The following is a 17,990-nucleotide window of genomic DNA, read 5'->3' as shown; positions in this document are numbered from 1 at the left end:
ATAACGCGGCTCGGGAGGCTGTTTGGATTAGTTAATCAATGCAGCCTTTTGTAAAAGCACATGCAGCACCTTGGCAGATGCTTCACGCGTTGTAGGCGCGTTCGGCTGGAAGTAGGAGGAGCCCTTGATGGTTGCCCCGTTGATAATGCCTGCTGCGCTCACTTTTTCAATGCTATCCTTGGCATAGCCTGCGAAGGATGAAGCATCATGATACGGTGTGCGCGCAGGGCCATCGACAGATGCTTTGATCTGAAGCAGGTCTACTGCTTTGCTCAGCACGACTGCAATTTCCTGACGACTGATGTTAGCGTTCGGATCGAACTTGTCGCCGCTGCGACCTGTGATCAATCCGGCCTCGTAAGCGGCTGCCACATCGCCGGAATACCAGCTACCTGCTGGAATATCGCCGAATGGTGCGGCAGTACCCGGTGTCAGGCCAAGAGCCCGGGTTACCAAGGCTGCAAATTCCGCACGTGTCACGTTCTTCTTCGGTGAGAAGGCCGTGTCTGTAGTGCCGTTGATCAGCAGCTTGTTCGCAAGCGACTGAATCTCGGATTGAGCATACGACGATGAAATATCTTCAAAGCTAACGGGACGAGTCGCCGCTGCATACGTCGAGAAGCCCGGACGGCTTACCTTAACGACTGTTGATCCATCTGCCTGCTTGGTAAAGACGGATGGAACCGGGTAGACATTTCCGTTAGCTGTATAGAGAACACCGGCTGTATTCGACTCAATTTGGCCAGGTACGGTGAAGGAACGACTAATGAACTGTCCTGGCGCAACCTTAAGCGGTTCGCTCTTGCCGCCAGTGACAACATTAGCTTCAAACCCTACAGGGGTGCCAATCACAGTTGACCCTTTCAGCTTGCTCGTAAATGTATTGCTTTCCTGTGCCTGGCTGCTGATCACCACTTCAATGCCTGCACCGGCAGGAGTATTTTTCAGTGCGGATATCGGCAAAGCCAGGGAAGCTCCTGTGTTGCTCACGATCAGGCTGCTTCCTGCCGGAGCCTTGCCCAGCGTTGTCAGTTGGGCGGAAGTCAGCGCTGCTTTGGTCGTTTGACCTGCTTGACTGCTGGCCGACAGGACAATGGCTGCTGGGCTGGAGCCCGCTGCTGTGATAGCTGTCTGTAAGTTTGCATCGGTTACAGCCAGCGACTGTACATTATTGTTAACCACGACGGTTGTGGCTACCGCTTTTACCGCCTGTCCTTGCTTCACTACGGATTGAAGTGAAGGTGCAGATGTAGCGACAGGGGTGGATGTGGTGGTTGAAGCGGAAGGTGTAGTATTGCTTCTGCCGCCACCTCCACCACTGCCTCCACCGCTACCGGAAGCGGCACTATTGTCGATGCGAATGGCCTTCATAGCGGTGAAAAATTTAGGGCCGTCAGTATTGGTCTCGACTTCGCCCTTCGCATTCAGTTCCGGCGAATTAACCTCCAGCTTATACACACCGTCCTTCAAATGCTGAATAACGGGCTGACCGCTGGCATCCAGAACAGGTTTTCCGTTGGCATCGTATTCGACATAGCTTCCGTCAATGCCTTTGAAAGCATACACTCCTTGTTTGAGACGAGCGTTAACTCCTTGTTCCTTGGAAGTCATAATTCCATTAATAAGACCAATTAATTTATCATCTATGCCATATACATAGAGAGCAATTTGGTTTGTTTTATCCGTGGTCAGGCGGAAAGCAAGATCTGTTGAGCGTTGGGCACCTGTACGATTCGGGTAAATAACCGGGTTGGTTATACTCAGATCCTGCAAGCCGAAGCCTGTAGTCGGATTTTCCTTGCCAACATGAACGACGAACGGCAGATGCAATGTAGGTAGTCCGGCGCTTTTCAGGATGACTTCTCCCTCATACACGCCTGTAGCTGCACTTGAGCTTGGCTGTACGGACAGGAAGAACGGTTGGGATTTACCCGCTTCTGCCGAGATTGCCCCATTCGTGCCAACACCTTGCAACTGAACAGCAATATTGCTCACGTCAGGCGTGGCAACGGGCTTGGCAGGATCAGAGGTTACATGATCATGCAAAATGTAGCTGGCTTCATACTGTACGCTGTTTGCGGACAGATTTTTAAGCTGCAATTGAATTTGCTTCGCATCACTGCCTGGCTTTAACACCCCGAAGCTGGCGGAAGGATTGTAGTTCACGACCTCCTGCCGATTGAAGTTCTTATCGAGAATCGTAATTTTTTCAACAGTTTCCAGCAGGGCTGGGGTCTGAATCGCATTGGCGATGTTTACAAGTCCTGCACCTTGGGAATACACATCGTATTGGATTTGAGCCTCATCGTAAAGCGTATCCGACGTGTTCGCCAGAGCGGCACGGATATCGAACGGCGTCCAGTTTGGATGCTGCTGCTTTAGCAATACAGCAAGTCCGGCTACATGCGGAGAAGCCATACTGGTTCCGTTGCTTCGTTTGTAAGCATGATCATAAGAGGCATCCGGATAGAACTTGGCGAAAGCAGGATAGGTTGACAAAATGCCGACCCCCGGTGCACTCACATCCGGCTTGATGCTAAGCAGTTCGTCGCCGTTCGGCCCACGGGAGCTGAATCCAGCCATCGTATTGCCTGCATTATCTGTGCGAATAAACTTCTCTCCGAAGGAGACGGAGAACTTTTCTCCGGCGTTGTCGACGAGTTGTTTAGCCAGCGCGCGACCTTCCTTACCTTTCATATCAAAGGTCGGAATAAAATCAAAGCTGTCGCCCTGGTTAGCGTTTACGTAGCTATCTAGACTCGGAATGGAGTCTGTCAAATCAGCCTGCGTGATGTCAGTCGTTTTTGCTCTCCCGTTAAAAATGATTACGGCTTTTGCGCCGTTTTCTTTTGCATTTGCAATTTTATCCACGAATGTCAGGCTTCCACGTGACACGAGGACAATTTTTCCGGCTACATCTTTTCCTTCAAAATCATCAGGCTGCCCCAAATCTGCATATACCAGTTCATAAGGGGCAGTTCCCAGAATTGAAGCAAAATCCTCTTGGCCTGTCCCCCAGCCCATCAGATTAAACCCGTAATGCGCATAAGCATCGGCGGTTACTGTTTTCTTCAATTCACCATTCGCTTCCCAATAGGAGTCGCGGGTAACTGAAGCTGTGCCAGAGAAGCTTTTGCTCGGCGAAGTGGCAGCACCGACAGAAATCGCCAACTGAGATGATGCAGGGGAACCCATCGAATAATAATAATTCCCGTCTTGTGCCGCATTACCATTCGCAATGACAGCAACTACACCGGAAAGCACCGCATTATTAATGGCAATGGAGTCCGGGGAGTTCGGGTCCTTCTCGGAGTCTGAGCCGAGGGACAGGTTAATCACGTTCATGCCATCCTTGACAGCGCGTTCAATACCGTCAATGACCTGTGCGGAGGAACCGGAGGAACGCCCGGTTTTGGTATTGCGTCCAAGCACTTTATATACGTATAAGTCCGATTTATAGGCAATACCCTTTTGTACAATATCTGCCGTTTTATTAGCGGCCTGGCCAGCAATCGTACCGGACACGTGCGTACCGTGAGTTGTTCCGGCAAAACCTGTGCCGTACGGGTCATTCTCTTTTTCAAGAAAGGGCTCCTCGTATGGATCGTTGTCCTGCTCAAAAGAGTCATATCCACCCTTGTAAGCTGCTTTCAAATCCGGGTGCTCATAATCGATCCCGGTATCAATAACCCCGACCTTAATCCCTTCGCCTGTCAAACCTTTGGCCCAGACTTCAGGAACGCCAATCTGATCCAGCGGTGCGTTATCATACGTTGCTTCGCTGGCGGTGAGTGTCGGCGGGTCCTGTACGGGGATGGAATAGTACGTTTTGTTTTCGTGGATGGATTTTACGCCTGGCAGTTTTGCCAGTTCCGGAATTTTATTGGCTGGAAGCGTAACCTCCAAACCGTTAAGTACCGTGTTGTACTGGTAATTCACCTGAAGGGGAATGCTGTGCTCTGCCGCTCTATCCACGAACGTTGTTTGCTCATTGACGATAGCGGATTCCGCTTTTTGTTCGGATCGAGCTGTGAAAGTCTGATTGCCCGACTGTGCCGCATATTTGTCCACGGCTAGCGGTTCGCCATCAAGCTGTACGATGACTCTGACCTGCTGGGAGGAAGTGGTACTCAGCTCTGGCGAAATGAACGCCGGTGTTGCTTCGGAAGTCAAAGCTTCCTGTGCTTCTAAAAATGAACGGGTTTGCAGGTCTACGGTAGCAGCAGAACTGACAGATGGAAGAGACAAGCTTACCGTCAAGGCAAGAGCGAGTGTTACGACAGGAATTTTTCTCAAAATGATCGGCTTTTTCAAAGATTTCCCTCTTTTCAATCAAAATATGATTTGTCTACATACTAGGATTTGAAGCCACTGTCGAAGTTCTCACGCCTCCCTCAAGATTCAAATGATAGAATTGACCACTGGTGACTAACTTGCCAGTTTTGAGGAATATCTTACCATGTTAGTGGGATATATTACTATATATTTTTTATATTTTTAGAAAAAATAAGGTTAACTTCACGTGCATATTCCATGGAAATGTTATGAATTTAATAGATTTAATGAGCGAGGAAGCCGACCCTTTTAAGGGTGGGATGTAAGCGGATATTTTGTTGAAGTACACATATAAAACTGCTACAATTCAAATATGAACAATGAATATAGAAGAACTCAAACTACTGTTTCATTAATCCATTATCACTTCGTATTCTGTCCGCGATACAGAAGAAAGATTTTTTTAAATTCGCAAGTTGAGCAGCGCTTTAAAGAATTGGTTATCCAAATATGTACAAACATTAATGTAGCTATACTAGCGATGGAAACAGATAAAGATCATGCCCATTTGTTCTTAAATGTACCGCCACAATTGAGTCCAGCAGATATTATGGCAAAAATCAAGGGGTTAACTTCAAAACAGCTCAGAGAAGAATTCACTCATCTCAGTCGTATGCCAAGTTTGTGGACACGATCATATTTTGTTAGTACAGCAGGGAATGTTTCAAGCGAAACAATCAAACGTTATGTTGAAGAACAAAAGACAAGGGGGTGAAATGGTGCAAACGATAACGATGTCTATTCGTATTTATCCTGAATACATTAATCTGTTAGAACAACAGAGTGAAGAATATGTAAAAACCGTGAATAGTATTGTTGACCATGCCATTGAGGTTGGAGCGTTTCCCACATGGACGACAAAGAATGTAAAGGCTAATCTCCCCTCTGCCGTTTGCAATCAAGCGATACGGGATGCAAAAAGTGTATTCAGTAAGTTCAAAAAACAAAAAATCAGATCCGTACTCAAAAAGCCCGTCTACTATGTAAATAATCAAAATTATAAAATTGGCGACGAGAGCCTATCCTTCCCCGTCATGAAAGAAGGTAAATCGAAAAGGATTATCTGTAAGGCTTTTATATCGAGTAGAGATCAATCTTTGCTACAGGATGTTAAAATGGGAATGATGCGGATAATACAAAAGTCAAATAAATGGTTTGCACAGATTTCAATAACAAAGATAACACCAACTAATCATGGTGAAAAAATCATTGGAATCGATTTGGGATTAAAAGTTCCTGCTGTTGCTGTAACAGATGATAATAAGACGCGATTCTTTGGCAACGGCAGAGAAAACAAATACATGAAACGAAAGTTTAGATCTAAAAGAAAAGAGTTAGGTAAGAAGAAAAAATTAAATGCCATTCGAAATTTAAATCATAAAGAGCAACGCTGGATGAAAGATAAAGACCATAAGGTAAGTAGGCAAATTATTAACTTTGCAGTTAAAAATGAGGTGTCTACTATTCGATTGGAGAAATTAACAAATATACGAAATTCGACAAGAACAAGTCGTAAAAACGAGAAAAATCTGCATACTTGGTCGTTCTATCGCTTAGCTCAATGTATTGAATATAAAGCAAACCTTACTGGAATCAAAGTGGAGTACGTAAATCCAAAATACACATCTCAAACGTGTCCAGTGTGCAAGAAATTAAATAAAGCTAAAGATAGATTATATGCATGCATCTGTGGATTTCATTCTCACAGAGATAGAGTCGGTGCAATAAATATTATTCATGCACCTGTGGTAGATGGTAAAAGTCTATCAGCCTAAGATACTAAATGTACTGTCTTAGGAGGGCTGGTGGCACAGCCTCATCTTGAGGATTGTTCAAAACAGAAATGGACAGAGGACGCGGTAATCACTCAAGAATCCCACTGCTCTAGCTGAGGGAGTGTCAATAGATTACTTTTGAAATCATTCAAAGGGGAATGGGAGAATACGAGATTTAATGATATAATCTGCATTGGAATTGTTGATATTTTATGAGGATATAAAATGCTTAATGCAAAGGAGTCGATTATGTTGGCAAAAACATTGATTTTCGGGCATAAAAATCCGGATACGGATACTATTTGCTCAGCTATTGCTTATGCAGACTTGAAAACCAAACTGGGTGCGGACGTGGAGCCGATTCGTCTGGGCGAGGTAAACGGGGAAACGCAGTATGCACTGGATTATTTTAAAGTGAGTGCGCCGCGTCTGGTTGAACAGGTTGCTGCGGAAACAGACAGCGTTATTCTGGTCGATCATAATGAACGCCAGCAAAGCGCGGTTGACATTGACAAAGTGCGTGTAACTGAAGTCATCGACCATCACCGGATCGCTAACTTTGAAACAAGCCAGCCGTTGTACTTCCGCGCTGAGCCTGTAGGCTGCACAGCCACGATTTTGAACAAGCTGTACAAGGAAAACGGGATAGCGGTTCCGAAAGAAATCGCAGGTCTGATGCTGTCCGCGATCATTTCCGATTCCCTGTTGTTCAAATCCCCAACCTGCACCGACCAAGACGTAGCTGCTGCCCGTGAACTGGCTGAAATCGCTGGTGTGGATGCAGATAGCTACGGTTTTGATCTGCTGAAAGCAGGAGCTGATCTGAGCGGTCACTCGATTGAGCAGTTGGTGAGTCTGGATGCGAAGGAATTCCAGATGAACGGACGCAAAGTGGAAATTGCGCAAGTGAACGCGGTAGATGTGAACGACGTGCTGTCCCGTCAGTCCGAGCTGGAAGTGGCGCTGTCCCAAACAATTGCAGCTAAAAACCTGGACCTGTTCCTGTTCGTCGTAACAGATATTGTGAACAGTGATTCCATTGGTATTGCGCTGGGAAGCCATGCACAAGCGGTCGAAAAAGCCTACAATGTGCAGCTTGACGACAATAAAGCCGTTCTGAAAGGTGTCGTATCCCGCAAATCGCAGATCGTACCTGTATTGACAGACGCTTTTAACAGTTTGTAATTCGGAAGCAGGCTACAATACAAAAGAAGCCACCTGAATCCAGCACTGCATTATAGCAGCGGAGGCGGGGGGCTTCTTTTTTTATTTCTTTAGTTCCGACAGTACATCTCCGATGCGAAATTCAAAGGCCATTTTCAACTGATCACTCATCAAATGCCAGGCGCTCTCGGCTAGGGCGAGATCACCGCTATGTGTAAAGGCATGGGCAGCGCCCATATATTTTTTATAGGTCACGGGTACATCCGCTTCAATCAGCCGTTTGGCGTATAACTCGGCTTCGTCGGCCAAGGAGTCCAGCTCGGCGGTTATAATCAGTGCAGGTGGAAGATTATGTAGTGATTCTGCATAAACAGGCGAAACCAACGGGTTTCGTGCCTCATCCGACGTGTGCAAATAGCTGTCATTAAAAATTTTTGCGATACGCGGCGGAATCGCCTGCTCGAATTGAGGCTTCAGCTTCGGATCGGTGGCGATATCCAGAGGAGGATAATCCAACACCTGATATACGATGGGAAATTCCTTGCGATCCCGGGCCATTAGACAAATCGCTGCGGCAAGGTTTCCGCCCGCACTATGTCCTCCGACGGCAATGAGCTGGGGATTGACGTTCAGTACATCAGGATGCTTGTACAACCATTTGGTAACATCATAGCTCTCCTGTAACGGAATAGGGAATTTATGCTCCGGGGCCAAGCGGTAATCGACATTAACGACGACACAATTGGCACGTTCGGCAATGACCGGGCACCAGGCATCATCCATTTCTGCACTGCCCATCACAAAGCCGCTACCATGAAAATTGACGAATACAGGCAGTGGATCGCCAGTCCGGTTGGCAGGCTCATATACAAGTACCCTGGAGTCACCTACAGAAGTGGGGATGATTCGTTCTTCCCGGTGCACCTTCGGAGAATGAGATGGCTTGAAATCAGACGCCGCCACCATTCTGCCAGCGGAAATACGCGCAAGCTTGACGAACAGCCTTTGTTTCAGTCTTCCCACCATTTTTCTCCTCCCTCCCTGGGATCAGTTAGACGCGAACCTTTTACATCTTCAAATGCAGACCGTACGCGTGACAGATAGGTTTCAAACTGGCAGATTTCCGACTCGCTAAAGTCCGACATCAGGCGTGAGGCCAGTCCTATGAAAAAAGGATCCATTTGATTGATCTTGCCTCTTCCTTTATCGTTCAGAGAAACAAAGATGCCACGCTTGTCATTCGGATCATCGTATTTGTTAATGTAGCCATCTTGTTCAAGGGAAATGACCATGGAACTGATCGCTGCCCGGCTTACACCCATCTTCTCAGCCAATGCAGAAGGGGATGACATTTCGTCTCTTTGCGCAGAAAGCACACAAAGTGCTATATATTGCCCATAGGAGAGCCCGAATTCACGTGAACGTTTCTCCATGCCTTTACGAATTTCATACGTTATAGAAAATAGCTCTACCAAAACACCAATCGGTTTATTGCCACCTGGAAACAGATTATAGGCCAGTTGACGAATTTCGGAGTCCAAGAAAAAGAACATGCGATCCACCTCGATGTAGTTAATTAGTTAACTGTAATTTAATTAACCACTGGTTGCAATGATTTATACAAACTTTATTCCGCTTTTTTTAAAATATATTTGCCCAACTTATCATGACCAAGGTCCAATGCACTGCCCTGCGTCCTGATTTACAAAAGCCTGTATAGAGGGCTGACGGAGGGTACGCCCTTCCTGCCATCGCCACTCACTGTATTGAACCTTGGCGGTATACATAGGTTGTACCCATATTGCATCCCGATGACGTTCCGGCTCATTGACAAAAGGCCGCGCTGAAATGGTATGCGGTCTCAGTCGCTCCGTAAGCTGACGCCAGTCCTCTCGCGTAAGCTTCCCTGTGCCTGCATGTCCAATGTAGCGCAGCCCTCCTTGCTTGTCGTACAGCCCCAGCAACACAGCATTGATGACGCCTCCGTTTAAAGTGTAGCCTCCAATAACAGCGATGCTATCGCCGTAATTCTTGACCTTGACCCATCGCCCATCCTTCCCGCCAAATGTGTAAGGACTATCCAAACGTTTGCATACCATACCTTCCATCCCTTCGCTGCGCATCACCTGAAACAGAGCTTGTCCATCAGGATGTGCAGGCGCCAGTTGAACCCGTTCATTCGGCAGGATGACCTGATGCAATAATTCGAGCCTTTCTGCTAGCGGTTTACGGTGAACCCATTCTCCATTCAGATACACGATATCAAACAGCATGTACGTAGCAGGCACAGCTTCATAAGCCGCTTGAATCCGATCTGTTCGACGAATCAGGTCGCGTCGCATAATCTCATGGAACGAGGGCTTCCCATCGGCTCCCAGTGCGATCATTTCCCCGTCCAGAATTATCGATTCAGCCTGGCAATATGAGGAAAATGAAGCGAGTTCAGGATATAAAAGCGTTCGTTCATGCTGCTTCCGGTTAAACAGACGTGTGCTATCCTGATTGTGATATGTCAAAATTCTCGTGCCATCCCATTTTATTTCGTACCGCCACAGGCCCTCCGTAGGGATTTGTTCACTTTGCACAGGTTCAAACGGGATAACGGGTTTCATCTCCGAACGCAAATACAACACCTCGCCTCGCCTTTTTGGAATAAGGATAGTGTCGACGACAGGCTTCTTTTTATGTATGAGATGTTTCGTTGGACCTCAAATCGGGGAATGATAAGGATATCTAATCGTCGGCAGAAAGGGGCTCGGTTTCATGAGACAAATTCGCGAGGAGGACCATGCGGTAGTCATGGTGGATGATGGACAGGTGGTTGCGGAAGTAGGCTATAAATCCATAGATGACCATTCCTTGGTCATTGACCATACATTTGTATCCGAAAAGCTGCGGGGGCAAAAGATCGGCAAGGAGCTGATTGACAAAGTCGTGCAAATGGCGAGGGATCAGCATAAAAAGGTCGTTCCCGCTTGCTCGTACGCACTGGCCCTGTTCAAGCGTCATCAAGAATATAGTGACGTCTGGCAGCAGTAAACAAGGGGAACGCTCGCGCCACAAGTGCATAAACACCACAACATCGGGACAGGTATTCAGGCCTTCCCGGTGTTTTTTTGCGTGTATAAAGCCCCTGAAATGGCCGTATTCTATTATTGATATGTTAAGAAAATGGTTATTCTAAGATGCTAAAGCACATTTTCAAATCTTCGGCTGTGAAATTGTTCATACTGTTGTCACTTCACAGGCCGTCCTCAGGTTCTATATAATATAGTATGGTTATTATCACAACCGAAAACGAAAAGTTTGAATTTAAACGAAGGAGACGCTCATTATGAATAAAGCGAGTGAGGACAAGCAGTACGTTCCAACGAGCAAACGTAATTTCACAGCCTTGATTATCACCGTTTCCATCATAGCCAACGTGATTATTTTGCTGCTGTTCTTTTCGCCGATTGGATACCAGGGTAGTGTTAGCTTCGATATCACCATTTTCCCGAGGTTGAATGCGATTTTTAACAGTTTCACGTTTATTTTTCTGGTGGCGGCGTTGGTTGCCATTATCAAGAAGAACGTCAAAGTGCATAAAACATTTGTTTTACTGGCCTTCGCCAGCACTGTTTTATTTTTGTTTTCCTACCTGACCTTCCACTATATTTCGCCGGACACTGCAAAATTTGGCGGGGTGGGTATTATTCGGCCGATTTACTTTACGTTGCTGATTTCACACAGCATACTGGCTGCCATTATCGTACCACTAGCCCTGTTCACAGTTGTGTGGGGATGGACGATGCAGGTGGCGAAACACCGTAAAATTGCACGCTGGACCATGCCGATCTGGTTGTATGTCAGCTTGACCGGGGTACTCGTGTACGTATTCATGGCCCCGTATTATTAAATAGACTTGAACCTTCAACAGGTCAATGATCAAAAAGACGTCTCTGCTAACGGAGGCGTCTTTTTGATGCCTAATAAAAGAAAAATTATTCCTTCTGAATTTATTTTATTGAAAAAACGTTCCTTCTCTAACGGTATTTCTGCTATAATTTGCCTTAATCAACTAAGAATAAGGGGGTCACCATGTGACGAAGAAAGCGAAAGGCAGGTTACGATTGCTTGTTTCCATGCTCGCGCTGGTTGTGCTGCTAAGCAGTTGCGGCGGCGGAGGCTCAAACCCGAACAACGTAAACGGAGGAAAAGTGACACTACAATTTTGGACCATTGCGCTACAGCCTACATTCACCCCGTATTTCAATCGGGTGATTGCCGATTATGAGGAGAAGAATCCCAATGTCAAAATTGACTGGAAGGATTACCCTTATGACGCAGTGACCAACAAGCTGTTGACGAGTATCGCTAGCGGCAGCAGTCCGGATGTGGTAAATCTCAATACGGAATTTGCCAGCCAAATGGGCTCCAAGGGTGCTGTAGTGGATATGAATGAGCATTTGTCTCCGGAGGAAAAGGCCGCATATTTCGAGGGTATTTATAATTCTACCGTTATTAATGGCAAGGCTTACGCACTACCCTGGTATACCGGCACGGAAGTGCTCTACATGAATACGAAGTTGGTAAAGGCTGCCGGATTAGACCCTGCCCATCCGCCCAAAACGCGGGCGGAACTGTCTGAGTGGGGCCGCCAGATCAATAGAAAAATTGGCAAAGCAGGCTATGTGCAGCAGCTTGTATCCAAGCTTTTTGCCATAGACGGGATTCCGATTTTGAATAAAGAAAAGACAGCAGCGGCGTTCAATACACCGGAAGCGGTCACCATGATTGATAATCTTAAAAAGCAGATGGAAGATGGTGTCGTGCTCAAAGAGGACGCTGATTTTTCACAGCAAGTGAAATATTACGCGGGTGAACAGGTTGCTTTCGAGCTGGCAGGCCCGACGTTCATCAACTTTATCAAAACGGCTGCGCCGGACGTATACAAGAACACCATCGCCGTTCCTGTACCTACAGGTAAAGCCGATGTACGGTTATCCAACTCCATGGATCTGGTCGTACCGACCAAGTCTGCACATGTGAATGAAGCGGTGAAGTTTGCTGTTTTCCTGACGAATGCAGAGAGCCAGACGGCTTTCTCCAAAGCAGCCAATACGTTGCCTTCCACGAAGGATTCCATTAAAGATCCGTACTTCACACAGTCGGACAAATCGCTGGAAGCACAAGCGAAAGTGGTATCCGCGCAAAGTTTGGATAAGGCGACAGACTACATGGTCGGTGTGCCTAATGCCAAGGACGTGAACAGCGCTGTCACGCGTGCTTTTCAAAATATTTTATTGAACGGAACGGACACGAAACAGACGCTTACTACCTTGGAGCAGGAAGTGAATGATATTTTAAAGCAATAGGTACAGCAGGGGAGTCATATCAAGACTCTCCTGTTCATTTATCAAAATCGGGTGGTGATGCAGCATGATCAAATGGTTGAGGTCGGAATCCTTTACGGCCTGGGCCTTTATGACGCCGGGACTGTTATTGCTTGCCGTCTTTGTATTTTGGCCTATTATTTACAGCATTCCGCTGGCATTGACGGATTACTCCGTCATATCGGATACCCATTATGTCGGTCTGGATAATTTCGAGGCAGCGTTTAAGGACCGCAATTTTCTCATTTCAATCTGGAACTCATTAGTGTACGTGCTCATTGTTCCCTTTCTCCAAATTTTCTCCATCCTGATGGCCGTGCTGGTGAACAGCCGTATACCCGGAATTAAAATATTTCGTACGACCTACTACATTCCTGTTGTAACTTCGATGGTAGCCGTGGCCTTGATTTGGAGCTGGTTGCTTGGCAATAACAGCGTTGTGAACTATTTGCTTATACAGGCAGGCTTGATCAGTAAGGACATTCACTGGCTGTCGGACAGTTCTTTGGCCTTGTATGTACTCATGTTCATCACGATGTGGAAGGGACTCGGGTATTATATGATGCTCTATCTGGCTGGTTTGCAGAACATTCCACAAGACCTGTACGAAGCCGCCAGAGTGGATGGAGCAAGCCGCTGGCGGCTGATCGTCCATATTACCCTCCCGTTATTAAGACCCTATATTCTGTTCTGCACCCTCATATCGCTCATGGCGGCTATTCGTGTGTTCGATGAGGTGTATGTACTGACCAAGGGCGGGCCGGGAACAGCCACGCTGACCTCCAGCTTGTATATTTTCCAAAAAGGGATGGAGCAGTTTAACTTTGGTTATGCTTCGGCGCTTGGTTTAATTGTCGGTGCAGTGATTGGGGTGCTCAGTATTATCGTATTCCGATTCAATAGGAAAGGCGGTGTCAATCCCTATTGATGAATCTACAGGATGACAAAATGCTACAGTCGCCCCTTCCGAAAAATGAAAATAGCCGCATCATGCGCAACCTGGGGCGAGTTTTAAGGATGACGGTGATCTATGTACTGCTGGTGCTGCTCGCTCTCTTTTTAATGGGACCGTTCCTATGGCTGCTCAGCGTATCGCTCATGCCGGGCCGCAACATTTTCTCCACGCCGCCCGCCATTTTCCCGACCTTTATTGATTTTGATAATTATGTTCAGGTGTGGCAGTTTATGAACTTTCCGAAGTATATGCTGAACACGGTGATCATTACGGCACTTGGCGTTATTTTTAATGTGGTGCTCGCCAGTCTGACGGGATATCCCTTGGCTGTATTTCGTTTTAAGGGTAAAAATCTGGTGTTCACGCTACTGATTGCCACCATGATTATTCCTTCATATACGTCGTTCATCGTACATTACCTGACCATTCAGGGGCTTCATCTGGGCAATACGTATTTGGGTGTGGTGCTGCCTGGAGCTGTCTCTGTGTTCAACATTTTTCTGATGCGGCAGACGTTTATCCATATTCCTACCGATGTGCGTGATTCCGGTAAAATGGACGGCGCTTCGGAATTCCGAATTTGGTGGCAGCTGGTGCTACCGCTGGTGAAGCCAGCGCTCGCCGTCATTTCTTTGCTGGAGGCTATGTCGTTCTGGAACAGTTTCCTGTGGCCTATCGTTATTCTGAACGACACGGAGTTATACCCGCTGGCGGCTGCGCTGACGTATCTCAATGGTCAATTTGCCTATAACTTTGGCTGGATTGCAGCGGGCACGATGATTTCGGTACTGCCGATCATTATCTTGTTCCTGTTCACACAGCGCTATTATATGGAAGGCTTGGCGGGTGCAGTAAAAGGATAGACGGAAATATCGGATACGGACGATCCGTGAATGGAAGGGGAGACGGTTACGATGGAGCTGGCGAAAGGAACGCGGCCCAATTCCCGTGTGGGGCTAACAACGCAGGAGATTCAATATTATTTTCGTGACGTGTATGACAGTGGAGAAAAGCTGGTTATACCCGAACCGCGTTTGATTTGCGAGCTGTCCTCCCGCTTTGGGATGAATCAGGAATATGAAGGCGTTCTGGACCCTGACGGGCCGATCAAGCTGATCTTGCCTCCGGGACCGGGTGTACCGACCGAAACACGGGGAAGCGTGCAACTGGTACTGGAGTACGATGGAGCGCTCGTTGCAGACGGCTACCGTTTGGAGATTCACAAGGAAGGTCGAATTGAAATCCATGCTGCTAATAAAAGAGGGCTTAAGTACGGCATGGATGCCCTGCATTTGCTGCTTCAAGTCGAACAGGAGCGATGCACACTGCCAGTAGTGTCTATTCGCGATGAGCCTTCTTTTCCGGTCAGAGGGATTATTGAAGGCTTTTACGGAGAACCATGGAGCCTGGCGGATCGGCTGGATGCCGTCCGTTTTATGGCTGCGCATCGGATGAACACATTCATGTATGCTCCCAAGGATGACCCGTATCACCGGGAGCTATGGCGGGAGCCGTACCCGGAAGACACGTTTGCGCAGATTAGCGATTTAAAGGAAACCTGCGATCAGCATGAGGTGGATTTTCATTACTGCATCAGTCCGGGGAACGACCTGAGCTTTGGCAGCGATGAAGATTTCCTCAGTTTGACGGAAAAGCTGGCGGCTGTGATTGCCATTGGCGTGCGCCATTTTTCCATATTAATGGATGATATTGATTATGTGTTAAAAGGAGAAAATCGACAATTGCTGGGCCGCTCGGGCCACGCTCATGTCTTTTTGACGAACAAGGTGCATACATGGCTGACAGAGCGGCTACCTGAATTTACGCTGACAGTCTGTCCTTCGGAATATTGGTCGTATTGGGATACCGAATACAAAAAGGATTTCCGTGAGCGGCTGCACCCGGAGATTAAGGTGTTCTGGACCGGATACTTTGTGTTTGCTCCGCATATCGGTCGGAAGCACGCTGGCGATAATCATGCGTTCTTTGGGCATGAACTGTGGCTGTGGGATAACATCCCGGTGAATGATTGTGACCGTGACCGCTTATTCCTCGATCCGCTGCGCGGGCGGTATTCCGGGCTTCCAGACTGCGGACATACCGGTATGGTAGCCAACCCGATGAATCAGTGGGAATGCTCCAAAGTGACGCTCATTACGATGTCCCACTATATGTGGAACAGTGAGCGGTACATGCCGGAACTTTCTTGGGATTGGGCTGTGCGGGAGTTAGCGGGAGCGCGCGCGGAGGAACTGATGTTTTTCTGCCGTCAAAACAGGAACAGCCGACTGGGCGGCAGCACGTATGAGGACGTGGACCTTGCTTTGCAATTGCGCGATATCCCGGCGCTGGATATGTACTTTGAGCGGCTGCTCCAAGCCGTGAGCGTCCTGCGGCAAGTACCCGCCGATGATCTGGCGGTAGGCTTCGTAGCACAGGCCGCGCCGTGGCTGGAACGCGCCGAACTGGACGCTGATCTGTGGCGTACGCTGCGCCAAGCTGTGGTCAGCAGCGAGCGGCAGAGCGGTGTGCAGCAGGTCGAGGAGAGCATTACGCCGCAGGAAGTGGTTGGTAGGCAATGGCCTGTGCCCCTGACGGACGAAGTCGTGGTGGAACTCCGGCGCTGTATCACTGCCTGTCTGGAGACAGAGGCTCGGCTCGGCAGTGATCCGGCGATCCGTGCAGCCGAGCGGTGGGGCTACGTCGGTCAGGATGAACAAGGCAAGTATCGACTGATCTTGTGAGCATTTGCTGATGATCAAGAAACCAAGGCAGCATAGCTGCCCTGAAAATAACCATTTGCCGTTAGGATAACGGTAATTTTCAGGAGAGGTGGATGCGTGTGGTGAAGCCAAACACCCGTGTGCTTTTTGTACCGCTGGATGAACGACCTTGTAATTATGAATTTCCTCATTTACTGGCGCAGGGCACAGATTTGGAAATCGAGCGTCCCCCGATGGAATGGATGGGACAAAAGAAAATCCCCGGTGATACGACCCAACTGTGGGCTTGGCTAGAAGAACGTGCGGCGAGAGCGGATGGAGCTATTATTGCGATGGATACGCTGCTGTACGGCGGAATCGTACCGTCCCGGCTGCATGGAATGACAAGTGAGCAGGTCGGTGACAAGGTGAATCGACTTCGCAGGCTCAAGCGGCTTTATCCGCAGATGACCTTATATGCTTTTCAACTGATTATGCGTTGTCCGCAATATTCTTTGGCTGACGAAGAACCGGATTACTACGCCGATTGGGGACGCGAGATATTCAGGAAGGGCTTTATTGAGCATCGTCAGGAGCTGGGAATTGCTACCGTAGAGGAGCTTCTTGAATTATCCGACATCAACGAACGTCTGCCTGTAGAGATACTGGAGGATTACCTGGGCCGTCGCCGTGTGAATCTGGAAGCCAATGAAGCCGCACTGGAGCTGGTAGCACAGGGTATCATTGATTTTATGATCATTCCACAAGATGATTCTGCTCCCTACGGCTATACCGCCAAGGATCAGCAGCGGCTAAGAAATCGTATTTCCGATCTTGGGCTGGATTTGAGTGTGTACATGTACCCGGGGGCAGACGAAGTGGGCTGTACGCTGCTGGCGCGGTGGGTGAACCAGGCGAAGAATGCTGTGCCGCTTGTCTATCCAAGGCTGTCCGCTTTGCAGGGAGCATTCGTGATTCCGCTTTTTGAGGATCGTTATTTTTATGAAACGTTAAAATATCAGATTATGGCGGCAGGCGGATTGATCGCTTCTTCAGCGGCAGAGGCTGATTTGATTTTGTTGGCTAACACGCCCGGAGACACGATGGCAGAAGCATCATCTCAACAGCGTGCAATGGCCGGATATGATGTATACCGAAACGTGGTGGAGCTGGTCGAATACGGCGCCCATATGCTGCGACATACAGGTAAAAACATTGCAGTGGCTGATGTAGGCTATGCCAACGGAGCTGATCTTAAGCTGCTTAGACTTTTGAAGCAAAAAGGGCTGCTTTTTGAGCTGGCAGGTTATGCAGGCTGGAACACCAGCTCCAATACGCTGGGAACCGTCATTGCCCAGTCTATGCTGTATAGCCACTACGGGCCTACAACAGAGCATCTGGATTTTCTGGCGTTGCGTTACGCCGAAGATGCATGTTATTGCGCTGTGGTGCGTACCGCCATGAATAATGGAATTGTGGAACAATTGGGCTTCAGCAAGTTTATGCTCGATGGACAGAGAGGTTCGGTTGCTGCGGTCATTCGCGGACGACTGGAGCAGGCGCTCGACGAATATGTAAACGGGCCGGAGGGCCACGTGGAAATTACAGATTGCTATATGCCGTGGAACCGCACCTTTGAAGTCGGATTGACCGTACGGCATCATGCCGAAGAGAGAGGGTGATC

14 protein-coding genes are annotated in these 17,990 nt (G+C 48.0%); 10 read left to right on the top strand and 4 right to left on the bottom strand.

Features of this window, described 5'->3' with window-relative positions:
- Positions 1 to 27: 27 nt before the first annotated feature.
- The gene (locus ASL14_RS10380; RefSeq protein WP_134911514.1) at positions 28 to 4,314 is read right to left on the bottom strand and encodes a S8 family serine peptidase; all 4,287 of its coding nucleotides are present in this window, start codon (positions 4,312 to 4,314) and stop codon (positions 28 to 30) included.
- Positions 4,315 to 4,648: 334 nt separating this feature from the next.
- Here ASL14_RS10380 and tnpA point away from each other — a divergent pair, with 334 nt between their 5' ends.
- From tnpA to ASL14_RS10365, 3 genes are all read left to right on the top strand, one after another.
- Positions 4,649 to 5,050 carry an IS200/IS605 family transposase gene (gene tnpA, locus ASL14_RS10375; RefSeq protein WP_134911513.1) on the top strand — a complete coding sequence of 134 codons (402 nt, stop codon included), beginning with the start codon at positions 4,649 to 4,651 and terminating at the stop codon, positions 5,048 to 5,050.
- 1 nt (position 5,051) lies between these two features.
- Positions 5,052 to 6,110 (top strand): RNA-guided endonuclease InsQ/TnpB family protein, encoded by a 1,059-nt coding sequence (locus ASL14_RS10370; protein WP_134911512.1) that lies wholly within the window; start codon positions 5,052 to 5,054, stop codon positions 6,108 to 6,110.
- A 249-nt stretch (positions 6,111 to 6,359) separates the two neighbouring features.
- Positions 6,360 to 7,295 (top strand): manganese-dependent inorganic pyrophosphatase, encoded by a 936-nt coding sequence (locus ASL14_RS10365; protein WP_269465365.1) that lies wholly within the window; start codon positions 6,360 to 6,362, stop codon positions 7,293 to 7,295.
- Positions 7,296 to 7,376: 81 nt separating this feature from the next.
- On the opposite strand, the gene ASL14_RS10360 is transcribed toward ASL14_RS10365, so the two are convergent.
- The 3 genes from ASL14_RS10360 to ASL14_RS10350 form a co-directional block, all read right to left on the bottom strand.
- The gene (locus ASL14_RS10360; protein WP_134911511.1) at positions 7,377 to 8,300 is read right to left on the bottom strand and encodes an alpha/beta hydrolase; all 924 of its coding nucleotides are present in this window, start codon (positions 8,298 to 8,300) and stop codon (positions 7,377 to 7,379) included.
- Positions 8,285 to 8,827 (bottom strand): MarR family winged helix-turn-helix transcriptional regulator, encoded by a 543-nt coding sequence (locus tag ASL14_RS10355; protein WP_134911510.1) that lies wholly within the window; start codon positions 8,825 to 8,827, stop codon positions 8,285 to 8,287. Before ASL14_RS10355 ends, ASL14_RS10360 begins: the two co-directional genes overlap by 16 nt.
- Before the next feature lie 111 nt (positions 8,828 to 8,938).
- Complete coding sequence (locus ASL14_RS10350; protein ID WP_134914506.1) at positions 8,939 to 9,898, bottom strand: ATP-dependent DNA ligase; 960 nt, start codon at positions 9,896 to 9,898, stop codon at positions 8,939 to 8,941.
- A gap of 139 nt (positions 9,899 to 10,037) precedes the next feature.
- Between ASL14_RS10350 and ASL14_RS10345 the strand changes: the two genes are divergently transcribed.
- The 7 genes from ASL14_RS10345 to ASL14_RS10315 all read left to right on the top strand — a co-directional run bounded on the left by ASL14_RS10345 (position 10,038) and on the right by ASL14_RS10315 (position 17,988).
- The gene (locus ASL14_RS10345; RefSeq protein WP_134911509.1) at positions 10,038 to 10,313 is read left to right on the top strand and encodes a GNAT family N-acetyltransferase; all 276 of its coding nucleotides are present in this window, start codon (positions 10,038 to 10,040) and stop codon (positions 10,311 to 10,313) included.
- 295 nt (positions 10,314 to 10,608) lie between these two features.
- Positions 10,609 to 11,172, top strand: a complete 564-nt coding sequence (locus tag ASL14_RS10340; protein ID WP_044646496.1) for a DUF420 domain-containing protein — start codon at positions 10,609 to 10,611, stop codon at positions 11,170 to 11,172.
- 184 nt (positions 11,173 to 11,356) lie between these two features.
- The gene (locus ASL14_RS10335; RefSeq protein ID WP_134911508.1) at positions 11,357 to 12,631 is read left to right on the top strand and encodes an ABC transporter substrate-binding protein; all 1,275 of its coding nucleotides are present in this window, start codon (positions 11,357 to 11,359) and stop codon (positions 12,629 to 12,631) included.
- A 64-nt stretch (positions 12,632 to 12,695) separates the two neighbouring features.
- The gene (locus ASL14_RS10330) at positions 12,696 to 13,577 is read left to right on the top strand and encodes a carbohydrate ABC transporter permease (RefSeq protein WP_134911507.1); all 882 of its coding nucleotides are present in this window, start codon (positions 12,696 to 12,698) and stop codon (positions 13,575 to 13,577) included.
- Positions 13,577 to 14,467: a carbohydrate ABC transporter permease gene (locus ASL14_RS10325; RefSeq protein WP_134914504.1), complete on the top strand. Its 891-nt coding sequence runs from the start codon at positions 13,577 to 13,579 to the stop codon at positions 14,465 to 14,467. The genes ASL14_RS10330 and ASL14_RS10325 overlap by 1 nt, the downstream gene beginning before the upstream one ends.
- Positions 14,468 to 14,518: 51 nt before the next feature.
- Entirely contained in the window at positions 14,519 to 16,348 is a 1,830-nt protein-coding gene (locus tag ASL14_RS10320; RefSeq protein WP_134911506.1) for a protein O-GlcNAcase, read from the top strand.
- 98 nt (positions 16,349 to 16,446) lie between these two features.
- A complete protein-coding gene (locus ASL14_RS10315) occupies positions 16,447 to 17,988 on the top strand; it encodes a DUF4127 family protein (RefSeq protein ID WP_134911505.1) in 1,542 nt (513 codons plus the stop codon).
- Positions 17,989 to 17,990: the final 2 nt, after the last annotated feature.

The organism is Paenibacillus sp. IHB B 3084 (genome assembly GCF_001447315.1).
Taxonomy (GTDB): domain Bacteria; phylum Bacillota; class Bacilli; order Paenibacillales; family Paenibacillaceae; genus Paenibacillus.
This window is presented reverse-complemented; position numbering and strand designations above follow the sequence as displayed.

Bases quoted from the DNA above. Each gene is read 5' to 3' on its own strand.
- ASL14_RS10330 (WP_134911507.1), top strand. From the start codon at position 12,696: ATGATCAAATGGTTGAGGTCGGAATCCTTTACGGCCTGGGCCTTTATG.
- ASL14_RS10325 (WP_134914504.1), top strand. From the start codon at position 13,577: ATGAATCTACAGGATGACAAAATGCTACAGTCGCCCCTTCCGAAAAAT.
- ASL14_RS10340 (WP_044646496.1), top strand. From the start codon at position 10,609: ATGAATAAAGCGAGTGAGGACAAGCAGTACGTTCCAACGAGCAAACGT.
- tnpA (WP_134911513.1), top strand. From the start codon at position 4,649: ATGAACAATGAATATAGAAGAACTCAAACTACTGTTTCATTAATCCAT.
- ASL14_RS10320 (WP_134911506.1), top strand. From the start codon at position 14,519: ATGGAGCTGGCGAAAGGAACGCGGCCCAATTCCCGTGTGGGGCTAACA.
- ASL14_RS10355 (WP_134911510.1), bottom strand. From the start codon at position 8,827: ATGTTCTTTTTCTTGGACTCCGAAATTCGTCAACTGGCCTATAATCTG.
- ASL14_RS10365 (WP_269465365.1), top strand. From the start codon at position 6,360: ATGTTGGCAAAAACATTGATTTTCGGGCATAAAAATCCGGATACGGAT.
- ASL14_RS10345 (WP_134911509.1), top strand. From the start codon at position 10,038: ATGAGACAAATTCGCGAGGAGGACCATGCGGTAGTCATGGTGGATGAT.
- ASL14_RS10360 (WP_134911511.1), bottom strand. From the start codon at position 8,300: ATGGTGGGAAGACTGAAACAAAGGCTGTTCGTCAAGCTTGCGCGTATT.
- ASL14_RS10370 (WP_134911512.1), top strand. From the start codon at position 5,052: ATGGTGCAAACGATAACGATGTCTATTCGTATTTATCCTGAATACATT.